6 protein-coding genes are annotated in these 18151 nt (G+C 50.0%); 5 read left to right on the plus strand and 1 reads right to left on the minus strand.

The features are described from left to right. Positions 1-262: 262 nt before the first annotated feature. The 4 genes from GA0116948_RS04780 to GA0116948_RS04795 all read left to right on the plus strand — a co-directional run bounded on the left by GA0116948_RS04780 (position 263) and on the right by GA0116948_RS04795 (position 14744). Entirely contained in the window at positions 263-10396 is a 10134-nt protein-coding gene (locus GA0116948_RS04780; protein ID WP_089709464.1) for a gliding motility-associated C-terminal domain-containing protein, read from the plus strand. 88 nt (positions 10397-10484) lie between these two features. After that, positions 10485-11498 carry a PorP/SprF family type IX secretion system membrane protein gene (locus tag GA0116948_RS04785; RefSeq protein WP_089709465.1) on the plus strand — a complete coding sequence of 338 codons (1014 nt, stop codon included), beginning with the start codon at positions 10485-10487 and terminating at the stop codon, positions 11496-11498. 49 nt (positions 11499-11547) lie between these two features. After that, entirely contained in the window at positions 11548-13590 is a 2043-nt protein-coding gene (locus tag GA0116948_RS04790) for an OmpA family protein (RefSeq protein ID WP_089709466.1), read from the plus strand. Between the two features lie 230 nt (positions 13591-13820). Then, positions 13821-14744: a PfkB family carbohydrate kinase gene (locus GA0116948_RS04795; RefSeq protein WP_089709467.1), complete on the plus strand. Its 924-nt coding sequence runs from the start codon at positions 13821-13823 to the stop codon at positions 14742-14744. 78 nt (positions 14745-14822) lie between these two features. On the opposite strand, the gene GA0116948_RS04800 is transcribed toward GA0116948_RS04795, so the two are convergent. Beyond that, positions 14823-15629 carry a S1/P1 nuclease gene (locus GA0116948_RS04800; protein ID WP_089709468.1) on the minus strand — a complete coding sequence of 269 codons (807 nt, stop codon included), beginning with the start codon at positions 15627-15629 and terminating at the stop codon, positions 14823-14825. Between the two features lie 156 nt (positions 15630-15785). Between GA0116948_RS04800 and uvrB the strand changes: the two genes are divergently transcribed. Then, positions 15786-17837: an excinuclease ABC subunit UvrB gene (gene uvrB / locus GA0116948_RS04805; protein WP_089709469.1), complete on the plus strand. Its 2052-nt coding sequence runs from the start codon at positions 15786-15788 to the stop codon at positions 17835-17837. The last annotated feature ends 314 nt before the right edge of the window (positions 17838-18151 follow it).

Raw genomic sequence — 18151 nt, forward strand, 5'->3', positions numbered from 1 at the left:
CATGAGAATAAGCACGCATACGTCATATTGAGTGAATAATTAGTGAATGGTTCCCTTCAAAAACAATATTCGAATTCCTTATTTTTTTAATTAAATAAAAAACTACCGGAGAAATTTTACTATCAAAATCCTCTTATTAGTATCCTACTTAATATCCTGGAATATTTGACAGCGATCTTTCTGCGCGTCATAACCCTTGCCGCTTACTGTACGCAATCCTCCGTGCAGTCCTCAATGATGGACTAAAAAATTATAGACCCAAATGAAAACCACTATGCAGGTGAATGCTACGCTCCAGCGCAAGGTGACTGCTATTACTTTCCTGTTGTCCATGTTATGGTTAATAGGTTGTCCCTTCTCCCAAACTTATGCCCAGCAGGTGTATGCTACTTCTCAGACCAATGGTCGTTCTGGTTTGTGCTTGTTATGTTCATGGGACCCGGTAACTAACCCCGAGAATGCAGTAAACAATACCAGTCTCACCGACTATGCCACCTTTAATATGAATGGGGTGGCAGTAGGCGTTTCGGTATATGAGAACCTGAAGTTCCCAACGACAAACCCCAATCCCGGATGCGATTCCCTGGTTATCAAGATAGGTACGTCTCAATCCCTGCTTTCAGCAAATCTTATCAGTAACATCACCATCACCACTTACAATGGTAGTACATCCAATGATGATGCTACCACGATAACGCCCGATCTGCTTCGGCTATTGTCCGACTCTACTTCTGCAGTCGTTGTATTACGCCCCACCGCCACTTTCGACCGCGTGGAAATCCGGGAGTCTGCTTTCATTGCAGCACTGTCTTCTCTGCGTCTGTATTACGCCTATTACGCACCTGTAAACCTCAATAATATTAGTATTGATAACGGGGCATCCACTACTGTTTGCAGTGGACAACCCGTTACCCTGTCGGCTTCTGTGCCAGCAGACGGCGCTACCATACAATGGTTTACCGACCCTAGTGGTGGTGCTCCGGTAGCAGCTACCAATAATTATACATTCACGCCAACGGCTACGACTACACTCTATGCCGGCGCAGTGTTAGGTAATTGTACCAGCACTACGCGCAAGGCCATTACCGTAAATGTAAATGCCACCCCATCCACCCCTACGGTGGCAGCCAACTCTGATACTATTTGTAGCGGGCAAACGGCCACCTTCAGCATTAGTTCACCACAAGCCGGGGTCACCTACACCTGGTACGATGCCAATGCAGGGGGTACTGCAGTGGGCACAGGTACTGTATTTATAACGCCCACATTGTCTGCCACCACCACTTATTATGCAGAAGCTTCATTGGCCACCGGTTGTATAAGTCCCGCCCGCACACCCGTAACGTCAAAGGTCAATGCATTACCTGCCGCCCCAGTAGTAACGCCTGCTACCCAAGCCATTGCAGGCGGCTCCACTGCTACGGTAAGTATTAGCAACCCGGTAGCCGGTGCCACCTACAACTGGTATACCTCTCCCAGCGGTGGTACGCCGGTAGGCACAGGTACTTCTTTTACTTCGCCAGCATTATACACCAATGAAAATTATTACGCGGAGATCACCTCAGCTGCAGGCTGTGTAAATAGCAGCCGTACACTGGCCACCGTTACGGTGACAATCAATAACAATGTATCCTGTAGTTTTGCCACCACCCAACAAAGTCCGGTGTATACAGGCGGCGTCTGCGCATTGTGTTCTGTGAGCAATCCTGGCAATGCCATTGATACAGATACCACCACTGCTTCCAGTATCCATATTCCCTTATCCTTGGCAGGTTACACCGGCCAGCTGCTCACCTATCCTCAAAGTTATGCAGTGGGCGACAGTGTGCGGCTGCTCCTGAGCCTTCCCGGCGGCCTGGCCGATCTCCAGGTATTGGGAAGCGTTCGTGTGGAAACCTATAATAATGGTGTGGCTAATGGCGATGCAGTGTTCCTGAATAATCCCCTCCTTACCCTGAACATCCTTGGTGGTGAGCGCTTTAATGCCACAGTAGCGGCCACTAAGCCTTTCAATGCTGTATTGGTTAGTATTGGCGGCTTAAGCACCGTGCTTACTACCCTTAATATATACGGGGCGTCCGTAATTGTACCAAGGCCGGTGATAACGCCTGCTTCCGAAAATATTTGCTCGGGCAGCACTGCATCATTTGCAGTAACCTCGCCCACTACAGACATTGCCTGGTTTGCCGCCCCTGTAGGCGGTACGGCCCTTGGTACCGGCACTACTTTCACCACGCCGGCACTAACTGCCAATACTACGTATTATGTAGAATCCAGCCGTTATAATTGCGCCAACCCTGTACGCACCCCGGTAACTGTGCAGGTAAATGCAAAACCAGCTTCACCAGTACTGGCTACGGCAACCGATAGTATTTGCGAAGGCCAGACAACAACCCTGGCCGTAACGCCGGTAACAGGGGTTACCTTTAACTGGTATGCAAGCGATACTGCTAGCACACCATTGGCCACCGGCACTAATTTTACCACACCGGCATTGAGCGCTACTACTACTTATTATGTGAGCGCCACCAATGGTGGATGTACCAGCGACACCCGCACTGCTGCAAAGGTTACGGTAGCTACTGCACCTTCCGGTATCACCGTTACACCAGCCGGCGCTTCCATTCAGGCGGGCCAGGCAGTGTCATTTACTGCATCGGCCAGCTCCGGCACTGTTAATTTTAACTGGTTCACTGCTGCTACTGGCGGGGCCAGTATTGCCAGCGGCGCTACATTTACAACGCCACTACTTTTTGCTAATACTACTTATTACGTAGAAGCCAGCAACGCAACCAGTGGTTGTGTTAGCACTTCGCGTGTAGCCGTAGCCATAGCGGTAAGCAATCCTGATGTACCAGATATTTCCTGTGGCGCTGCAGTCAGCCAAACCAATGCTACTAGCGGCCTATGTGTGGGATGTTATGTAGAAAACCCTGCGCTCTCCGTAGATAATAGCAGCACTACGGTATCTACGCTGCACGTAATACTTGGCTTGCTGGGAGGTTATGTACAACAAACACTTCAGTTTAGTGGAGTGAGCCAGGGCGACAGTGTGCATATAGGGTTGAGCTTCCCCACCGGCCTGGCCGATGTGGGCCTGCTCAGTGGTATACAAGTGCAATCTTACAATGGTGCCACTGCCAATAACGATGCAACCACCCTAAGTCCCCAGTTACTCACCTTGCGCTTGCTGAATGGCAGCCAGGCTACGGTGAACTTCCTGCCCGCTGGCCCTTACGATCGTATTGTGGTGAGGTTAAACTCTGGCGCAGTGGGAGCACTGACCGCTGTAAACATAGCTTACGCACAACGTTTTGTGAGTACGCCTACTCCGCAGGAGGATAGTGTGTATGCCTGCGGTGGCCAGCCAGTTACCCTGCATGCTACCACTCCGGCTAATGCTACCTTCCGCTGGTACAGCCAGCCCACGGGAGGTGTGCCACTGTTCACCGGTGTCGACTTTGTAACACCAGCGGTAACGGCTAATACCGTTTATTACCTGGAAGCCGTTTCTGCTGATGGTTGTACCAGTCCGGCACGTGCCGCTGTAAGCGTGTTTACAGGCTTACCCGCCGCTGTTATTACGCCTTCCAGCGTAACTTTAAACAGTGGTGAAACCACCACCTTCTCAATAGTTGATCCCAATCCTGCTTATATTTATACCTGGTACGATGTATCGTCCGGTGGCACCGCGCTGCACACCGGCACTACCTTCACCACCCCGGCCCTCACGGCTAGCACCAGCTACTACGTGGTGGTGAGCAATGGCAGTGGATGCACCAGCACTGCGCGCACGCAGGCAACTGTAAATATTAATATCCCGGTAGATCCGGCTCCATGTAGCTACGCCACCACCCAAACCAGCCCGGTAAATATTGGCGGTATCTGCGCGCTGTGCAGTGTTTCAGATTCACTCCTGGCGGTAGACAGTGACCGTAACACTGCCAGCAAGATCACCGCTGCGGTGGGCCTGTTAGGCTATTATGGTCAAACTTTACATTTCGCCAACACTTATCCCGCTGGCGACAGCGTGTCCATAGAATTGGAAATACCGGGCGGCATAGCCGATGTGCAAGTGCTGGGCGGTGTGCGGATAGAAACCTACAATGGCGCTACTGCCAATGGCGATAACCGACTGCTCACCGATTCCCTGATTCGTATATCACTGTTATCTACAGGTAACAGGTTCCGTGTAACCGTTCCCGTTAATAAGGCGTTTAATGGTGTAAACATCAGTATAGGTGGTGCTGTTAGCGCCATCACCAGTGTGCTGGTGTATGATGCTGCAGCAGTAACCCCCAGCCCGGTAGTAACACCGGTAAGTGGTATTTGCAGCGGATCTACCGCCACACTTACCGCAACCGCACCGGCCAATGCAACGATTACATGGTATACCCAGGCAGTTGATGGTACGGCAGCGGGCACAGGTTATGCGTTTACTACACCCGCATTGACCACCACCACTACTTATTATGTAGCCGCTGGCCGTTATGGCTGTAACTCCCCGGCACGTACCGCTGTCACTGTAAACGTGGGCAATCTTGCCGCAGCGCCTACCGTTGCCGATGTACAGATTTGCGCCGGTACCACTGCTACGCTTACCGCTTCTGCCCCAGCCAATGTAAACTTCCAATGGTTTGCCAACGCCACCGATACTACAGTAATTTTCACTGGCAATAGCTTCTCCACAGGTGTGCTGAATGCCGATACCACCTTCTATGTGGCGTCTAACAGTAACGGTTGCCTTAGTAACCGTGTACCTGTTAAGGTGAGCGTGAGCCGCGTACCCGCCTCGTTCACGGTAACGCCTTCCAGTGCCACCGTAGCTTATGGCAGTTCCGTAGCCTTCACGGCCTCCGCTGCTGATACGGCCGCTATCTTTAATTTCTATAGCCAGGCCAGTGGTGGTACACCGCTCTTCACGGGTAAAACCTTCACTACGCCATCACTGACGGATAATACCACCTATTACGCAGAAGCCACTACCGCAGCCGGTTGTGTAACCAATTTCCGCATACCGCTTGCCGTAACCGTACTGCCAGACACTAGCAATGGCATTGTACCCTGCGATGCAGCCACTTCACAGACCAATACTGCCAACGGGATCTGCGTAGGCTGCTATATCGATAGTCCTGGCTTCTCTGTAGACAGCAGCGCTGCTACTGGTTCTACTCTGCATACCATCCTTGGACTGTTGGGCGGTTATGTGTCACAAACATTGATCTTCCCCAGCGTGAGCGAACCAGGCGACAGTGTATATGTAGACCTAACCGTTGCTTCCGGTTTGCTGGATGTAGGCCTGCTCAGCAATCTACAGGTAGGCACTTATAATGGAACTACCTCTAATAACGACCTGCAAGCGGTGAATGGTGGTTTAATTACTCTGCGACTGCTTAGCAATACCCAGGCATCTTTCGTTTTCAAACCTTCTGCAAGCTTTGATCGTATTGAAATAAGGCTGAATTCCGGTTTGGCACAAGCGCTGAACGCGATAACCATTCGCGATGCCTACCGCAAGGTGGCGGCACCAGTGGTGAATGGTAATGATACCACTGTTATTTGTGCAGGCCAGCAGGCCAGTCTTTCTGTGGTACCAGTAAGTACCAATACGGTGCGCTGGTATACCCAAAGACTAGGCGGTACACCGATATTCACAGGCAATAATTATGTGACGCCCGCTTTGACCAATAATACGATCTACTGGTTAGAAGCAGTGAAAACCAGTACCGGGTGTGCGGCTGATGTACGTGTACCCATGACCGTTATCGTATCACCGGTACCGGATATACCGCAGGTATTAACAGACACCGTTACCATCTGCAATGGCAGCACAGCTACCTTCAAGGCCAATGCCGCTACCAGTGTTGCCTATAAATGGTATGCTTCCTTAACCGGTGGTACCCCGCTGGATTCTGGCACCACCTTCACCACTCCGGCGCTTACTGCTTCCAAAGTTTACTACCTCGAAGCAAGTAGCGCAGGCGGTTGCGCTAACGTGTCCCGTAAGGCCGTATTGGCCAATGTGGTGGCTACCCCACCTGTACCGGTTGTTACACCAGACGCCGATACCCTGTGCGCACACAGCAATACCACGCTGCTCGCTACTTCCAATACACCAGGTGTTATTTTTAACTGGTACAGCAGCGCCACTGGTGGCAGCCCCATCTCTACAGGCCCTAACTTCACCACACCTTTGCTCGATACCACCACCACCTATTATGTGGAAACGGTAGCAGGCACCTGTGCCAGCAGCACCCGTGTTGCAGTAAAGGTTGTCATAAACCCCATCCCAACCGCGCCGGTTATCACACCTGCATCTGCCGTTGTGAATGTGGGCGTTTCGGAAACCTTCTCCGCAGACTCCAGCCGTACCGGCATCACGAACCGCTGGTACACCGTAGCCACTGGTGGTAGCCCTGTTTTCATAGGCAATAAATATATCACGCCTCCATTAACTGCCAACACTACTTACTATGTGGAATCCGTAGCCTCAACAGGCTGTGTGAGCGCCCGCACTGCAGTGAATGTGACGGTAAATAATGTGACACCTGCCTGCGATATGGCAATCGCAGAAACCACTACAGTCAATGGTCTTTGCGTAGGCTGCTCGGTATCTGATCCCGGGAATGCCGTGGATGCTGATACTACTTCTTACTCCACCCTTAACCTGACCGTTGGCGTGGCTAATGCGTACGTATCGCAAATACTCACGCTGCCACAGGGAGGAGCCGCCGGCGATACCGCGCGCTTTACCCTTGAAATCCCAGGAGAACTGGTAAGCGCTGGTTTGATTGCAGGCCTGCAAGTAGCTACTTATAACGGAGCTACTTCCAATAATGACCTGCATAATGTAAATCTTCAAACCATTACCCTGAACCTGCTTTCAAGTGATAATAAATTCTACCTGAATGTAGTACCCAATAATTCGTTTGATCGCGTGGAAATAAGGCTGAATGCAGGTTTCCTGTCAGCAGCACAAAATTTGCGCGTGTACTACGGCGGCCTCAAACCGGTAACGCCTGGTGTAGATATTACCAATCTGACCATCTGCTCCGGCAGTACCGCCGCCCTGCATGCTACCGCACCGGCTACGGTTCGCCTAGAATGGTACGACGCACCTGTAGGTGGCACCCTTCTGCACACCGGCGGAGATTTTACTACGCCGGCATTGACTGCGGCCACCACTTTCTATGTACAGACTGTAAGAATACCCAGTGAATGTGCAAATCCGAATCGTGTACCCGTAACCGTTAGCGTGCTGCCCGTACCGGCGGTAACCATCGATGGCGGCGATCTTTCTATATGCGCCGGTCAGCCGGTATCGATCAGTGCAACGGTAAATCCTGCCACTGCTACCGTACGCTGGTACAACGCAGCCACTGGCGGAACGTTGTTATACACCGGCAACCCGCTGGTAACTACCAACTTGAGCAAAGACACTACGTTCTATGTAGAAGGGTATAATGGTACCTGTGGGTCAACCGTACGCACTGCGGTGCATGTTACTGTAGGCAGCGTTATTAATGCGCCCGTACTAAAAAGTAATAACCTGAGCATTTGCAGTGGACAGTCTGCTACCCTACAGGTGAGCGGCGATACAGCCGGCCTTACACTGCGCTGGTACACCACTGCTATTGGTGGTACGCCGGTTTTCACGGGGTCCACTTACAATACCGGTGCCCTTACGGCCAATGCGATCTATTATGTAGAAGCAGTAAGCACTAACGGTACCTGCAACAACCCGAGCGCACGCACTGTAGCGAATGTACAGGTTAGTGCACAGCCATCTGTACCAGTACCATCCGTTACCGTTGATACGGTGTGTGTAGGTCAGGGCGTTACCCTGGCAGTATCCAACCCGCAAACGGGAATTACGTACCAATGGTATAACAGCGCCACCGCAGGCACTTTGCTTTTCACCGGCCCTGAATTTAATATTGCTGCCGTAGATTCCGCGGCTGTGTATTATGTACAGGCAGGCAACGGTACAGGTTGCACCAGTGCCACCCGCGCATCCGTAACTGTTAGGCTGCGTACTGCACCGGCCGCACCAACCTTGCAGGTAGCCAGCGTTAATGTCTGTACCGGTCAAACAGCTACCTTCACGATTACCAACCCGGCAGACGGCGTAACCTACCGTTGGTTCGACGCAGCCACCGGTGGTAATCAGTTAGGCACCGGCACCAGCTTTACTACACCGGCACTTACCAGTGCTGCTACTTATTATGTAGCCGCTTACAATGATAATTGCACCAGCGCCGCCCGTACCGCAGCTACGGTAACGGTAGGAACTCCGGTTGTACCAACGCTGGTAAGCAATAACGTAACCATCTGTCGCGGTCAGCAAGCCTCCTTCACGATCGCATCGCCCATCAAAGGACAGGTGTATAACTGGTACACCACGGCTACCGGCGGCACACCGGTATTCACTGGTACTACTTTCACAACAGATAACCTGTCTGCCACCGCCATATTTTATGTGGATGCAGGCAGCGCAACAGGAGATTGCGGTGGTACTTCCGGTCGCGTAACGGTTACTGCTACGGTGATGTCATCTCCAGATATACCCACGCTGGCAGCCGCCGATGTGCAGACCTGTGGTAGCGGCAGCATTACTTTTAACATAACCAATCCGCAACCAGGCATTACCTACCAGTGGTTCAATGCAGCCACCGACGGTACCCTTCTCACCAGCGGAAACAGTTATACTGTCAATAATATTACCACCACTACCAGCTACTATGTACAGGCACTCAATGCCAATAGTTGCACCAGTGTAAGCCGTGCCAAAGCAACAGCTACCGTATCGGAAACCCCGACGACACCAGTTCTCGGCACAGACAACCTGGTAACCTGCCTGGGAAGTACGGTAACCTTTACGGTTCAAAACCCGGATGCAAGCCTGGTGTACACCTGGTTCGATGCAGCCAGCGGCGGCACACAAGTAGGCAGCGGCAGCAGTTTCACTAGCACGGCGCTTACAATGAATAAAACCTATTTCGTAGAGGCAGCCTACCCGAATGGTGGATGTACCAGCGTGGCCCGCGCCGCAGCGCATGCGGTGGTGGTAAATAACCTCGCAATACCAACGGTCGCCAACCCTGCTTCCGTTAGCTGCGGTGGCCAGTCCGTAACACTCAGCGTGCAGAACCCTCAAGGTGGTATACTCTATCGCTGGTATACTACCTCCACTGGCGGAACGGCCGTATTCACCGGTCCGGATTATACCATTACCGGTATTACTTCCGCCAGCACCTATTACGTAGAAGCAGCCACCACCGCAGGTTGTGTAAGCACAGGCCGCGCTACGGCTACTATTACCGTTAGCACTCCACCGGCAACCCCCACCGTTACCAACGACCAGGTAGGTGTATGTACCGGCCAGCAGGCCACCCTTACGATTAGCAACCCGCCGGCTGGCATTCAATACAACTGGTACACTACCGCCAGTGGCGGAACAGCCATTGCCACCGGTGCTACCTTTAAAACACCAGTCATCACTGGTACCACCAACTATTATGTGGAAGCTGAAAATGTGAGTGGTGGTTGCACCAGCAATACACGGGGTATTGTTACCGTGAGCCTGTTGCCAGCTAGTGTTACGCCCACTATCACCGGCGACCAGATCATCTGTCCGGGTACGGCTACTACGCTTACGGCCAGCAGTACTACAGCGGGTGTTGTCTTCGCATGGTATACATCTGCCACGTCCACTACACCAGTGTTCACGGGCAACAGTTTCACTACGCCAGCCCTCACCACTTCTACGACATACTATGTGCAAACTGCGCCTGGCAGCTATTGCGGCACGGCAGAAAAAATTAGTACAGACGTAAACGTAGAGCAGCAGTTAGACGCACCGGTAGTAAGTGTTTGTGACAGCTCACAGGCCACTCAGGTAACCTTCTGCTGGACCGCAGTACAAGGTGCGCAAGGATATGAGGTGAGTACAGATGGTACCAACTTCGTTGTGCCAAGTTCGGGTGCTACTGGCACTACACACACTGTAACCGGCCTTCAACCCAACCAGCGGGTAGCATTTGAAGTTAGAGCCATTGGCCAACTGGGATGCGCAACCAGCGGAATTGCTGCGATCTCCGGACATTCTGCGGCACCCAAAGGCAACGTGATCTATGTGCCGAATGTGTTCTCGCCAAATGGCGATGGGGCCAATGATAAATTGATGGTTTACGGGCAATCTATCGCCAGCCTTCACCTGATCATTTACAACCAGTACGGACAGGTGATCTTCGAAAGCAAAGACCAAAGCAATGGATGGGACGGTACGCACAGTGGACAGAAACAGCCCGCAGGTGTATACGTGTATGCACTGCAAGCCACCCTTACCGATGGATCGCAGGCTACCCGGTACGGCACCATCACGCTTATTAGATAAAGTGATCTCCTGGATAGTATAAAAAACGATGGAGAGATGTGCTCAATTGCGCATCTCCCATCAATCAAACACGTGAAAATAAAGTGCTATGAAAAACTTGTTCGTTGTGATGTTATTGGCTGTGGGTCTTATCGCGCCCCGGTTGGTGCATGCACAGGTAGACCCACATTTTTCTCAATACTATGCCTACCCCTTGTGGCTAAACCCAGCGTTGACTGGTGTTATCGACGGAGATTACCGCGCTACGGTGAATTATCGCAATCAATGGGCCTCCGTTGGTCAGCCTTATTCTACCGCAGGATTTTCCCTGGATGCAGCCACTGGTAAAAATATCGGTGTAGGCGTGAAGGTGTTAAATATGTCGGCAGGTGAGGCAGGATTTAATTATTTTAATGCCATGGCCAGCTTTTCCTACTCTGGTGTAAAATTCGGGACTAATCTGCACCAACACATCGTATTTGGTTTGCAAGGTGGCCTTACCAGCCGCAAAGTAGATCCCACTAAGTTCCAGACAGGTATGCAATACTCGCCCGGATTGGGTTTTGACCCCTCCCTGTATAGCGGAGAATCATTAACCAATACCCATTCCCTGAATTTCGACGCTGCCGTAGGCATACTCTATTATGATGGGAATCCGGATCATACTTTAAATCCCTTCGCTGGCTTTAGCGTTAACCACGTTACACAACCCGACGATCATTTCCTGACCTCCAGCGAGGGTAAAAATAAAAGCCTGCCCGCCCGTTATCTCGGACATGGGGGCCTGCGTATAAAAGTAGATGACCGCTTTAGCCTTACACCGCATTTCATGTACCTGAAACAAGGCACGGCGGAAGAGAAACTTGTAGGGTTGTATGGTCAGTATAAAGTGAATCCTGAGTTTTACATGCTGGCCGGTTGCAGCGTGCGTTTCCAGGATGCGGTAATTCCATTTGCCGGTTTCCACTTTAAAAATGCAGTACTGGGCCTTAGTTACGATGTTACCACCTCCCGCCTGAACCGGCTTACGAACGGCGTGAATACCTTCGAGGTGTCGCTGTCCTACATCTGCCGCAAGAAAAAAGTGATGCCGGAAGAACATTTCTTCTGCCCTCGCCTGTAACGTATATCCGTTTCAGTTAACATTGCCTTTAACATAAAATTTTTACGATATGCAGCCTTTTGCAAAACGTATTGTTCCTACCCTCAAGACTGTATTGTGCCTGCTTGCACTGCAAGCGGTCATTGCCGGCGCGCAAGCGCAATATGTGTATGATTACAAACATACTGCCGATGTGTATTACAATAAGAGCGATTATTATTCCGCTGCATTGTACTATAATAAGGCCCTCACGGAAAAAAATGTTAAAAACAAGGAAGTGATGCCTTACAATGTGGAAAGGGCTTCCAGAAGTTCCGGCAATAAGAAAGACAAAGACTACGAAGAGGCCGTCTATAAGTTGGCAGAGTCTTACCGGAAGTATAACGACTTCTCCAGCGCGGAAAAATGGTATGCCCAGGCAGCAGGGTTTAAAAATAATCCTTTCCCGCTGGCCCGTTTTTATTATGGGGTGACGCTACGGTCCAACCGGAAATTTGAACTGGCCGAACAGCAATTCACCCAGTTCCGCAAAGAATATAAAGAAAATGACGACTACGGCGCAAGGGCAGACTTGGAAATTGCTAATTGCAAATTTGCCGTGGAAGATGCTAACCGTAAACCTGAATTTGTCGTGTCCCGGTTGGGTGGTAATATCAATACCGGCGGAGCCAATTATGCCCCATTGGTCATAGACGATCATACCATCGTCTTTACCTCTAGCCGGCCAGACTCCCAAAGCATACAGAAAAAAAAATATCCCTATATCAATAATCTTTGGAAAGCCCAGGGCAAGGATAGCTTATACACGGGTGCCGCAAAAGTGGAACTGCCCACCTCTTATGGCATCGACCAGGGGGCCGCTTCCATCTCCCCCGATGGTAAGCTGATATACCTGACCCGGTGGAGCATCATAAACGGTATTAAAGCAACCCGTATCTGTGCTGCCAAACGGAGCAACAATGGATGGACAGAACCGATAGACTTGGATGCCAATATCAACGTGGCAGGTTATAACTCCATGCAACCGAATGTGAGTACCGATGGCAAATATCTTTCCTTTGCTTCTAACCGCCCCGGCGGCATGGGCAAGAACGATATCTGGTATTGTGAGATCCATACCGATGGTACCCTGGGTACTGCGCGGAACATGGGTACTACCATCAATACCCGGGAAGAAGACCAGGCCCCTTATTATAATAGCGAGGCCAAGTTGCTCGTATTCAGCACCAGTGGCCGCGTAGGCCTGGGTGGGTTAGATTTTTTCACCAGCAATGGCACCTTTGGTAGTTGGACAGAACCCCTAAATCTGGGTACGCCTTTCAATTCTGTTAAGGACGATATTTATTTTGCTGCCAGCGATCAGCAAAACCCACTTAAAAATGGTTTTATCGCCTCAGACCGCGAGTCGGTATGCTGCCTGGAACTGTTTTCTTTCCTTAGTACTAAAAAGCCTAAAGCAAATATGCTCGGCGGTGCTATTTTCGATTGCGATACCCATCAGCCTTTGTCTGGCGTGCGCGTAAGTCTCGTAGACACCTCGACTAACAATGTACTGCAAACCCAAACGGTGGATGAAAGCGGTTTATACCTGTTTACAGTAGAAATGAAAAAACACTATAAGGTGTTGTTTGAAAGAAAGGACTACTTCACGAAGGCAGTATACAGCAATACAGATACTTTGGAGAAAATAGATTCTATGTTCAATCCCAGTATCTGCCTGAAACGATTCGAGATCGGCAAGCCTGTAGTGCTGAAAGATATTTATTATGATTTTAATAAGGCTACCTTACGACCCGAATCCAAGCCCACATTGGATAGCATCGTAATCATCATGCAGGACAATCCAGACATCAATGTAGAATTAAGCGCACACACCGATAGCAAGGGCAAGGATGCTTATAATATGAAATTGAGTCAGGCCAGGGCCCAGGCTTGTGTGAGTTACCTGGAAAGTAAAGGCGTACCCGTATCTCGGCTGATAGCTAGAGGTTATGGCAAAACCAGGCCCATTGCGCCAAACACCCTGCCCAACGGGAAAGACAACCCCGAAGGCCGCCAGTTGAACCGGCGTACTGAGTTCAAGGTGTTGAGTACTACGGTGCTCTTAAAATAATAAGAACGATTCCTTAGAAAACCATACACTAGAATTTCCTAAAAATCCCCATCAGGAAGTTACTTCCCCGGGGGCCATATCCTAATGAAGAGGACCATCATGAGAATGGCCGGAATCTTCCGGTCATTCTCAGTTTTGGGAGATAGCGAATGGGTGCTGCGTACACAAAGAACTACGAATAATGTACATTTGCCCCGGTTTTCTAATTTTTTACAACATAAACTCCTGAAATGTCGCTCACTGTCGTAGGTACAATGGCTTTCGATGAGATCGAAACGCCCTTTGGTCAATCCGGTAAAATCATTGGTGGTTCAGCCACTTTTATTGCATTGGCTGCTGCTAATTTTGTAAAACCCATACACCAGATCAGCGTGATTGGTGGCGATTTTCCAAAGAAGGAACTGGCCGCACTTGCAGACAGGGGCGTAGTACTGGACGGCGTAGAGGTGAAGGAAAATGAAAAATCATTCTACTGGAAGGGTAAGTATCACATGGACATGAACACCCGCGATTCCCTGGTTACTGAGCTAAATGTACTGGCAGATTTTAATCCAGTCCTGCCGGAAGCAGCCTGCAAAGCGGAATTCCTGATCCTGGGTAACCTGTCGCCCCAGGTACAGTCTGGCGTTATTGCCCAGATGAAAACACGCCCCAAACTGATTGTCATGGATACTATGAACTTCTGGATGGACGTGGCCCTGGACGCCTTGCTGGATACGATCAAAAAGGTAGATGTACTGCTGGTAAATGATGGTGAAGCCCGCCAGCTTACCGGCGAGTTCTCCCTGGTAAAAGCAGCCAAAAAACTGCTGACCATGGGCCCCAAATACCTGATCATCAAAAAAGGAGAACACGGCGCACTGCTCTTTCATGAAAATCACGTGTTCTTTGCTCCCGCCCTGCCGCTGGAAGACGTATTTGACCCTACCGGCGCCGGCGATACCTTTGCTGGAGGCTTCATTGGCCACCTCGCTAAAACCCGCGACATTTCTTTTGAAAACATGAAAACTGCCATCATCGTGGGATCTGTGATGGCCTCTTTCTGCGTAGAGCAGTTCGGAACTAAGCGTATCCGCGAAGTAAACCATGAAGACATCAGCACCCGACTGGAGCAGTTTGTAGACCTGGTAAATTTTGATATTGACCTGGTGTAACTTCACTGCCGAATTATAAAAAACGCCGGAGCGATCATCGTTCCGGCGTTTTGCGTTTACCATCCTGTTTTGGCAGTATTATTTGTAAATCTCATTCAACACTGCGGCTAGTCGCAACCCGCCTTTCAGCAGTTGCCGGTCTAGCATACCTATGTGATAATAAGTGTAACGGAAAGTATTTAGCTTATCCCCAGATTTCACTTCGTTGAGGAGACCATTTGCCAACAGGTGGGACTCGTACATCCAATCCACGTAGCTGCCTTGTTGAATAGCCTTTACTTCGGCCGCTGAAGCGGTATCCAGCGCATTGCTGTATTCAGTGTAACTCAGTCCCTGGAATTCGATCAGCTTATCGTCCCAAACACTGTGCAGATTGGTGGTCAGCCCATTCCAGGTAACGCTGATCTTATTGCCGCCACTACCTTCTTCAGAGGTGCCTACGTGCAGCGGTTGATGGATGTCGCCCACTACATGGGTCAGCAAAATAAGTGCGAACAACTTGTCTTCCTGGCTGGCGCTGGGATCTTTCAGGGTTTTAATGAAGTCTGCCCCCTTATTATAAGCATTGTCTTCTTTTTTGTTTTGCAGGAATTGCAGGAAGCTGGCTTCATCGCCTTCTGACGGCGCATCGATGTAGTGCCAGGTATCTATATGCTTGTACTGGCCCGTGGTGTCGGATTTTATAAAATCCGGCCAATTGGCTACCAGTGCCAGTTTTTGCCTGCCCAGCAGCTTATCCACCGCCTTTTGGGCTTTCTTTGTCAAATGGCGGTAAGCGATCTCCCCTACAATGCGATGCCCGTTTTTCCCCCAGGCAAAGCTCTGCAATGGCACCTGTAACAATAAGATGCCGGCTAATAGTGCGGCAATTATCTTTTTACCCATATGTCCTGTTGTAAAGTTTGGCCACAAAAATGCAGAAAGTAAATGGTAAAAATGGACGAAATGTACAAGTGGCTAACTGAAGGTGATCCTGTCCGCTAGGGACGGTAGGTTTTACCCTTACATTGTCCCTAATAGTGAATACCTTAAATTTGCTAAATGCCATTCAAATTACATGCACCTTACCAGCCAGCCGGCGACCAGCCGGAGGCTATCCGCCGGCTTACTGAAGGGGTAAATGAAGGGGAGCCCTACCAGACCCTGCTGGGCGTAACCGGTTCAGGCAAGACCTTCACCGTTGCTAATGTGATCCAGAACACCCAGCGCCCAACATTGGTGCTTACCCATAACAAAACCCTGGTAGCCCAGTTATACGGGGAGCTGAGGCAATTTTTCCCGGAAAACGCGGTAGAATATTTCGTGTCTTACTACGACTACTACCAACCCGAGGCTTACATGCCAGTAAGCGATACTTACATAGAAAAAGACCTGGCCATTAACGAAGAGCTGGACAAACTGCGCCTGCGGGCCTCGTCCAACCTGCTGTCTGGACGCCGTGACATTATTGTAGTGGCCAGTGTATCCTGCATTTACGGTATGGGTAATCCTACGGAATATGAAAACGGGATCATTCGCCTCGTAAAAGGCCAGCAAATGGGCCGCAATGCCTTGCTACACGCCCTTGTAAATTCACTGTACTCCCGCACCACTGGCGATTTTAACCGCTCTAATTTCCGGGTTCAGGGCGATACGGTGGATGTAAACCTGCCTTATGTGGATTATGGCTATCGCATTACCTTCTTCGGCGATGAGATTGAGGAAATTGAAACCTTTGATGTAACCAATGGCAAGCGTATTATGACGATGGAAGATGCAGCCATTTTCCCGGCAAACATGTACCTCGCTCCCAAAGATCAAATGCAGCAGATCATCTTTGAAATCCAAGATGAACTGATGGCCCAGGCAGAATATTTCCGGTCCAATGGCAAACATATAGAAGCCCAACGCCTCACGGAGCGGGTAAACTACGACCTGGAAATGATCCGGGAATTGGGCTATTGCTCCGGCATTGAGAACTACTCCCGTTTTCTGGACCGGCGCAAACCCGGTGCCCGGCCTTTCTGTCTAATCGACTATTTTCCCAAGGATTTTCTGATGATCATTGACGAAAGCCATGTGACGATCCCCCAGATCAGTGGTATGTACGGAGGCGACCGCTCACGTAAACTTACGTTGGTGGACTACGGCTTCCGCCTCCCATCGGCAATGGACAACCGGCCCCTGAACTTTTACGAATTCGAGGAAATGATGAATCAGGTGATCTTCGTGAGCGCCACTCCGGGCGACTATGAGTTAAAACAAACGGAAGGAGTGGTGGTAGAACAGGTGGTGAGGCCTACTGGTTTGCTGGACCCGCCCATTGAAATCCGGCCCAGCATTAACCAGGTAGATGATCTGCTGGACGAGATTGACAAACGTATACAGAAAGGAGATCGTACCCTGGTGACCACACTTACCAAACGCATGGCCGAGGAAATGGATAAATACCTGGCCCGCATTAACATCAAGTCTCGCTATATACACTCCGAGGTAGATACCCTGGAGCGGGTGGAAATACTGCGCGATCTGCGCCTTGGTAAGATTGATGTGCTAGTGGGAGTGAACCTGCTGCGCGAGGGTCTCGATCTGCCAGAAGTTTCCCTGGTGGCCATCCTAGATGCCGACAAGGAAGGTTTCCTGCGCGACCAGCGCTCGCTGACCCAAACGGCTGGCCGTGCCGCCCGTAATGTAGACGGCCTGGTTATCTTTTATGCCGACGTTATTACGGAAAGTATGCAGCGCACGATCGATGAAACCACCCGCCGCCGCGAACGTCAGCTAGCTTATAATATTGCCAACGGTATAACACCCCGTACCGTAAAAAAATCTATTCAGGAAATTATGGGTCAAACTTCCGTACTGGAGATCAAACAATTCGACGAGACCTCGCCCTACGCAATGCACGATGATATGTCGCTCGTGGCGGACGACAAAATGGTGTATAATAAAGATATCAGTGCACAAAAAACCATCCCTCAAATGGAAAAAGCCATTGCCCGCGTGAAAAAAGAAATGGAGAAAGCAGCCCGTGACCTGGATTTTATGGAAGCAGCCCGCCTCCGCGACCAGATGTTCCAGATGCAGAAAGACCTGGAATTCATGAAAAAATAAGTATTGCCTTGGCTGAAACCGGAACCAGCCAGCCACAATTGTTTAGAACCTATCTGCCCTTTGTAGGAAAATTAATATGATCTCAAGCAATTATATTAAAATATAATTGTATCTGAAAACTTTCCCCATTATCCCTTTCATTACCACAACCTTATCTAAGTATCCAATACTTTTATATGGTGTAGTACTACATTTTCCTGTAACTGGCGGCATTTTATGATGCCCATCATAAAAAATACTGAATTTGGGCTAAGCCCATATCTAAACACATGAAATATCCGGACATATATCATCCACTATTTAGGCTAATTAAA

The sequence above is a fragment of the Chitinophaga costaii genome (assembly GCF_900094705.1).
In the GTDB taxonomy this organism is placed as follows: domain Bacteria; phylum Bacteroidota; class Bacteroidia; order Chitinophagales; family Chitinophagaceae; genus Chitinophaga; species Chitinophaga costaii.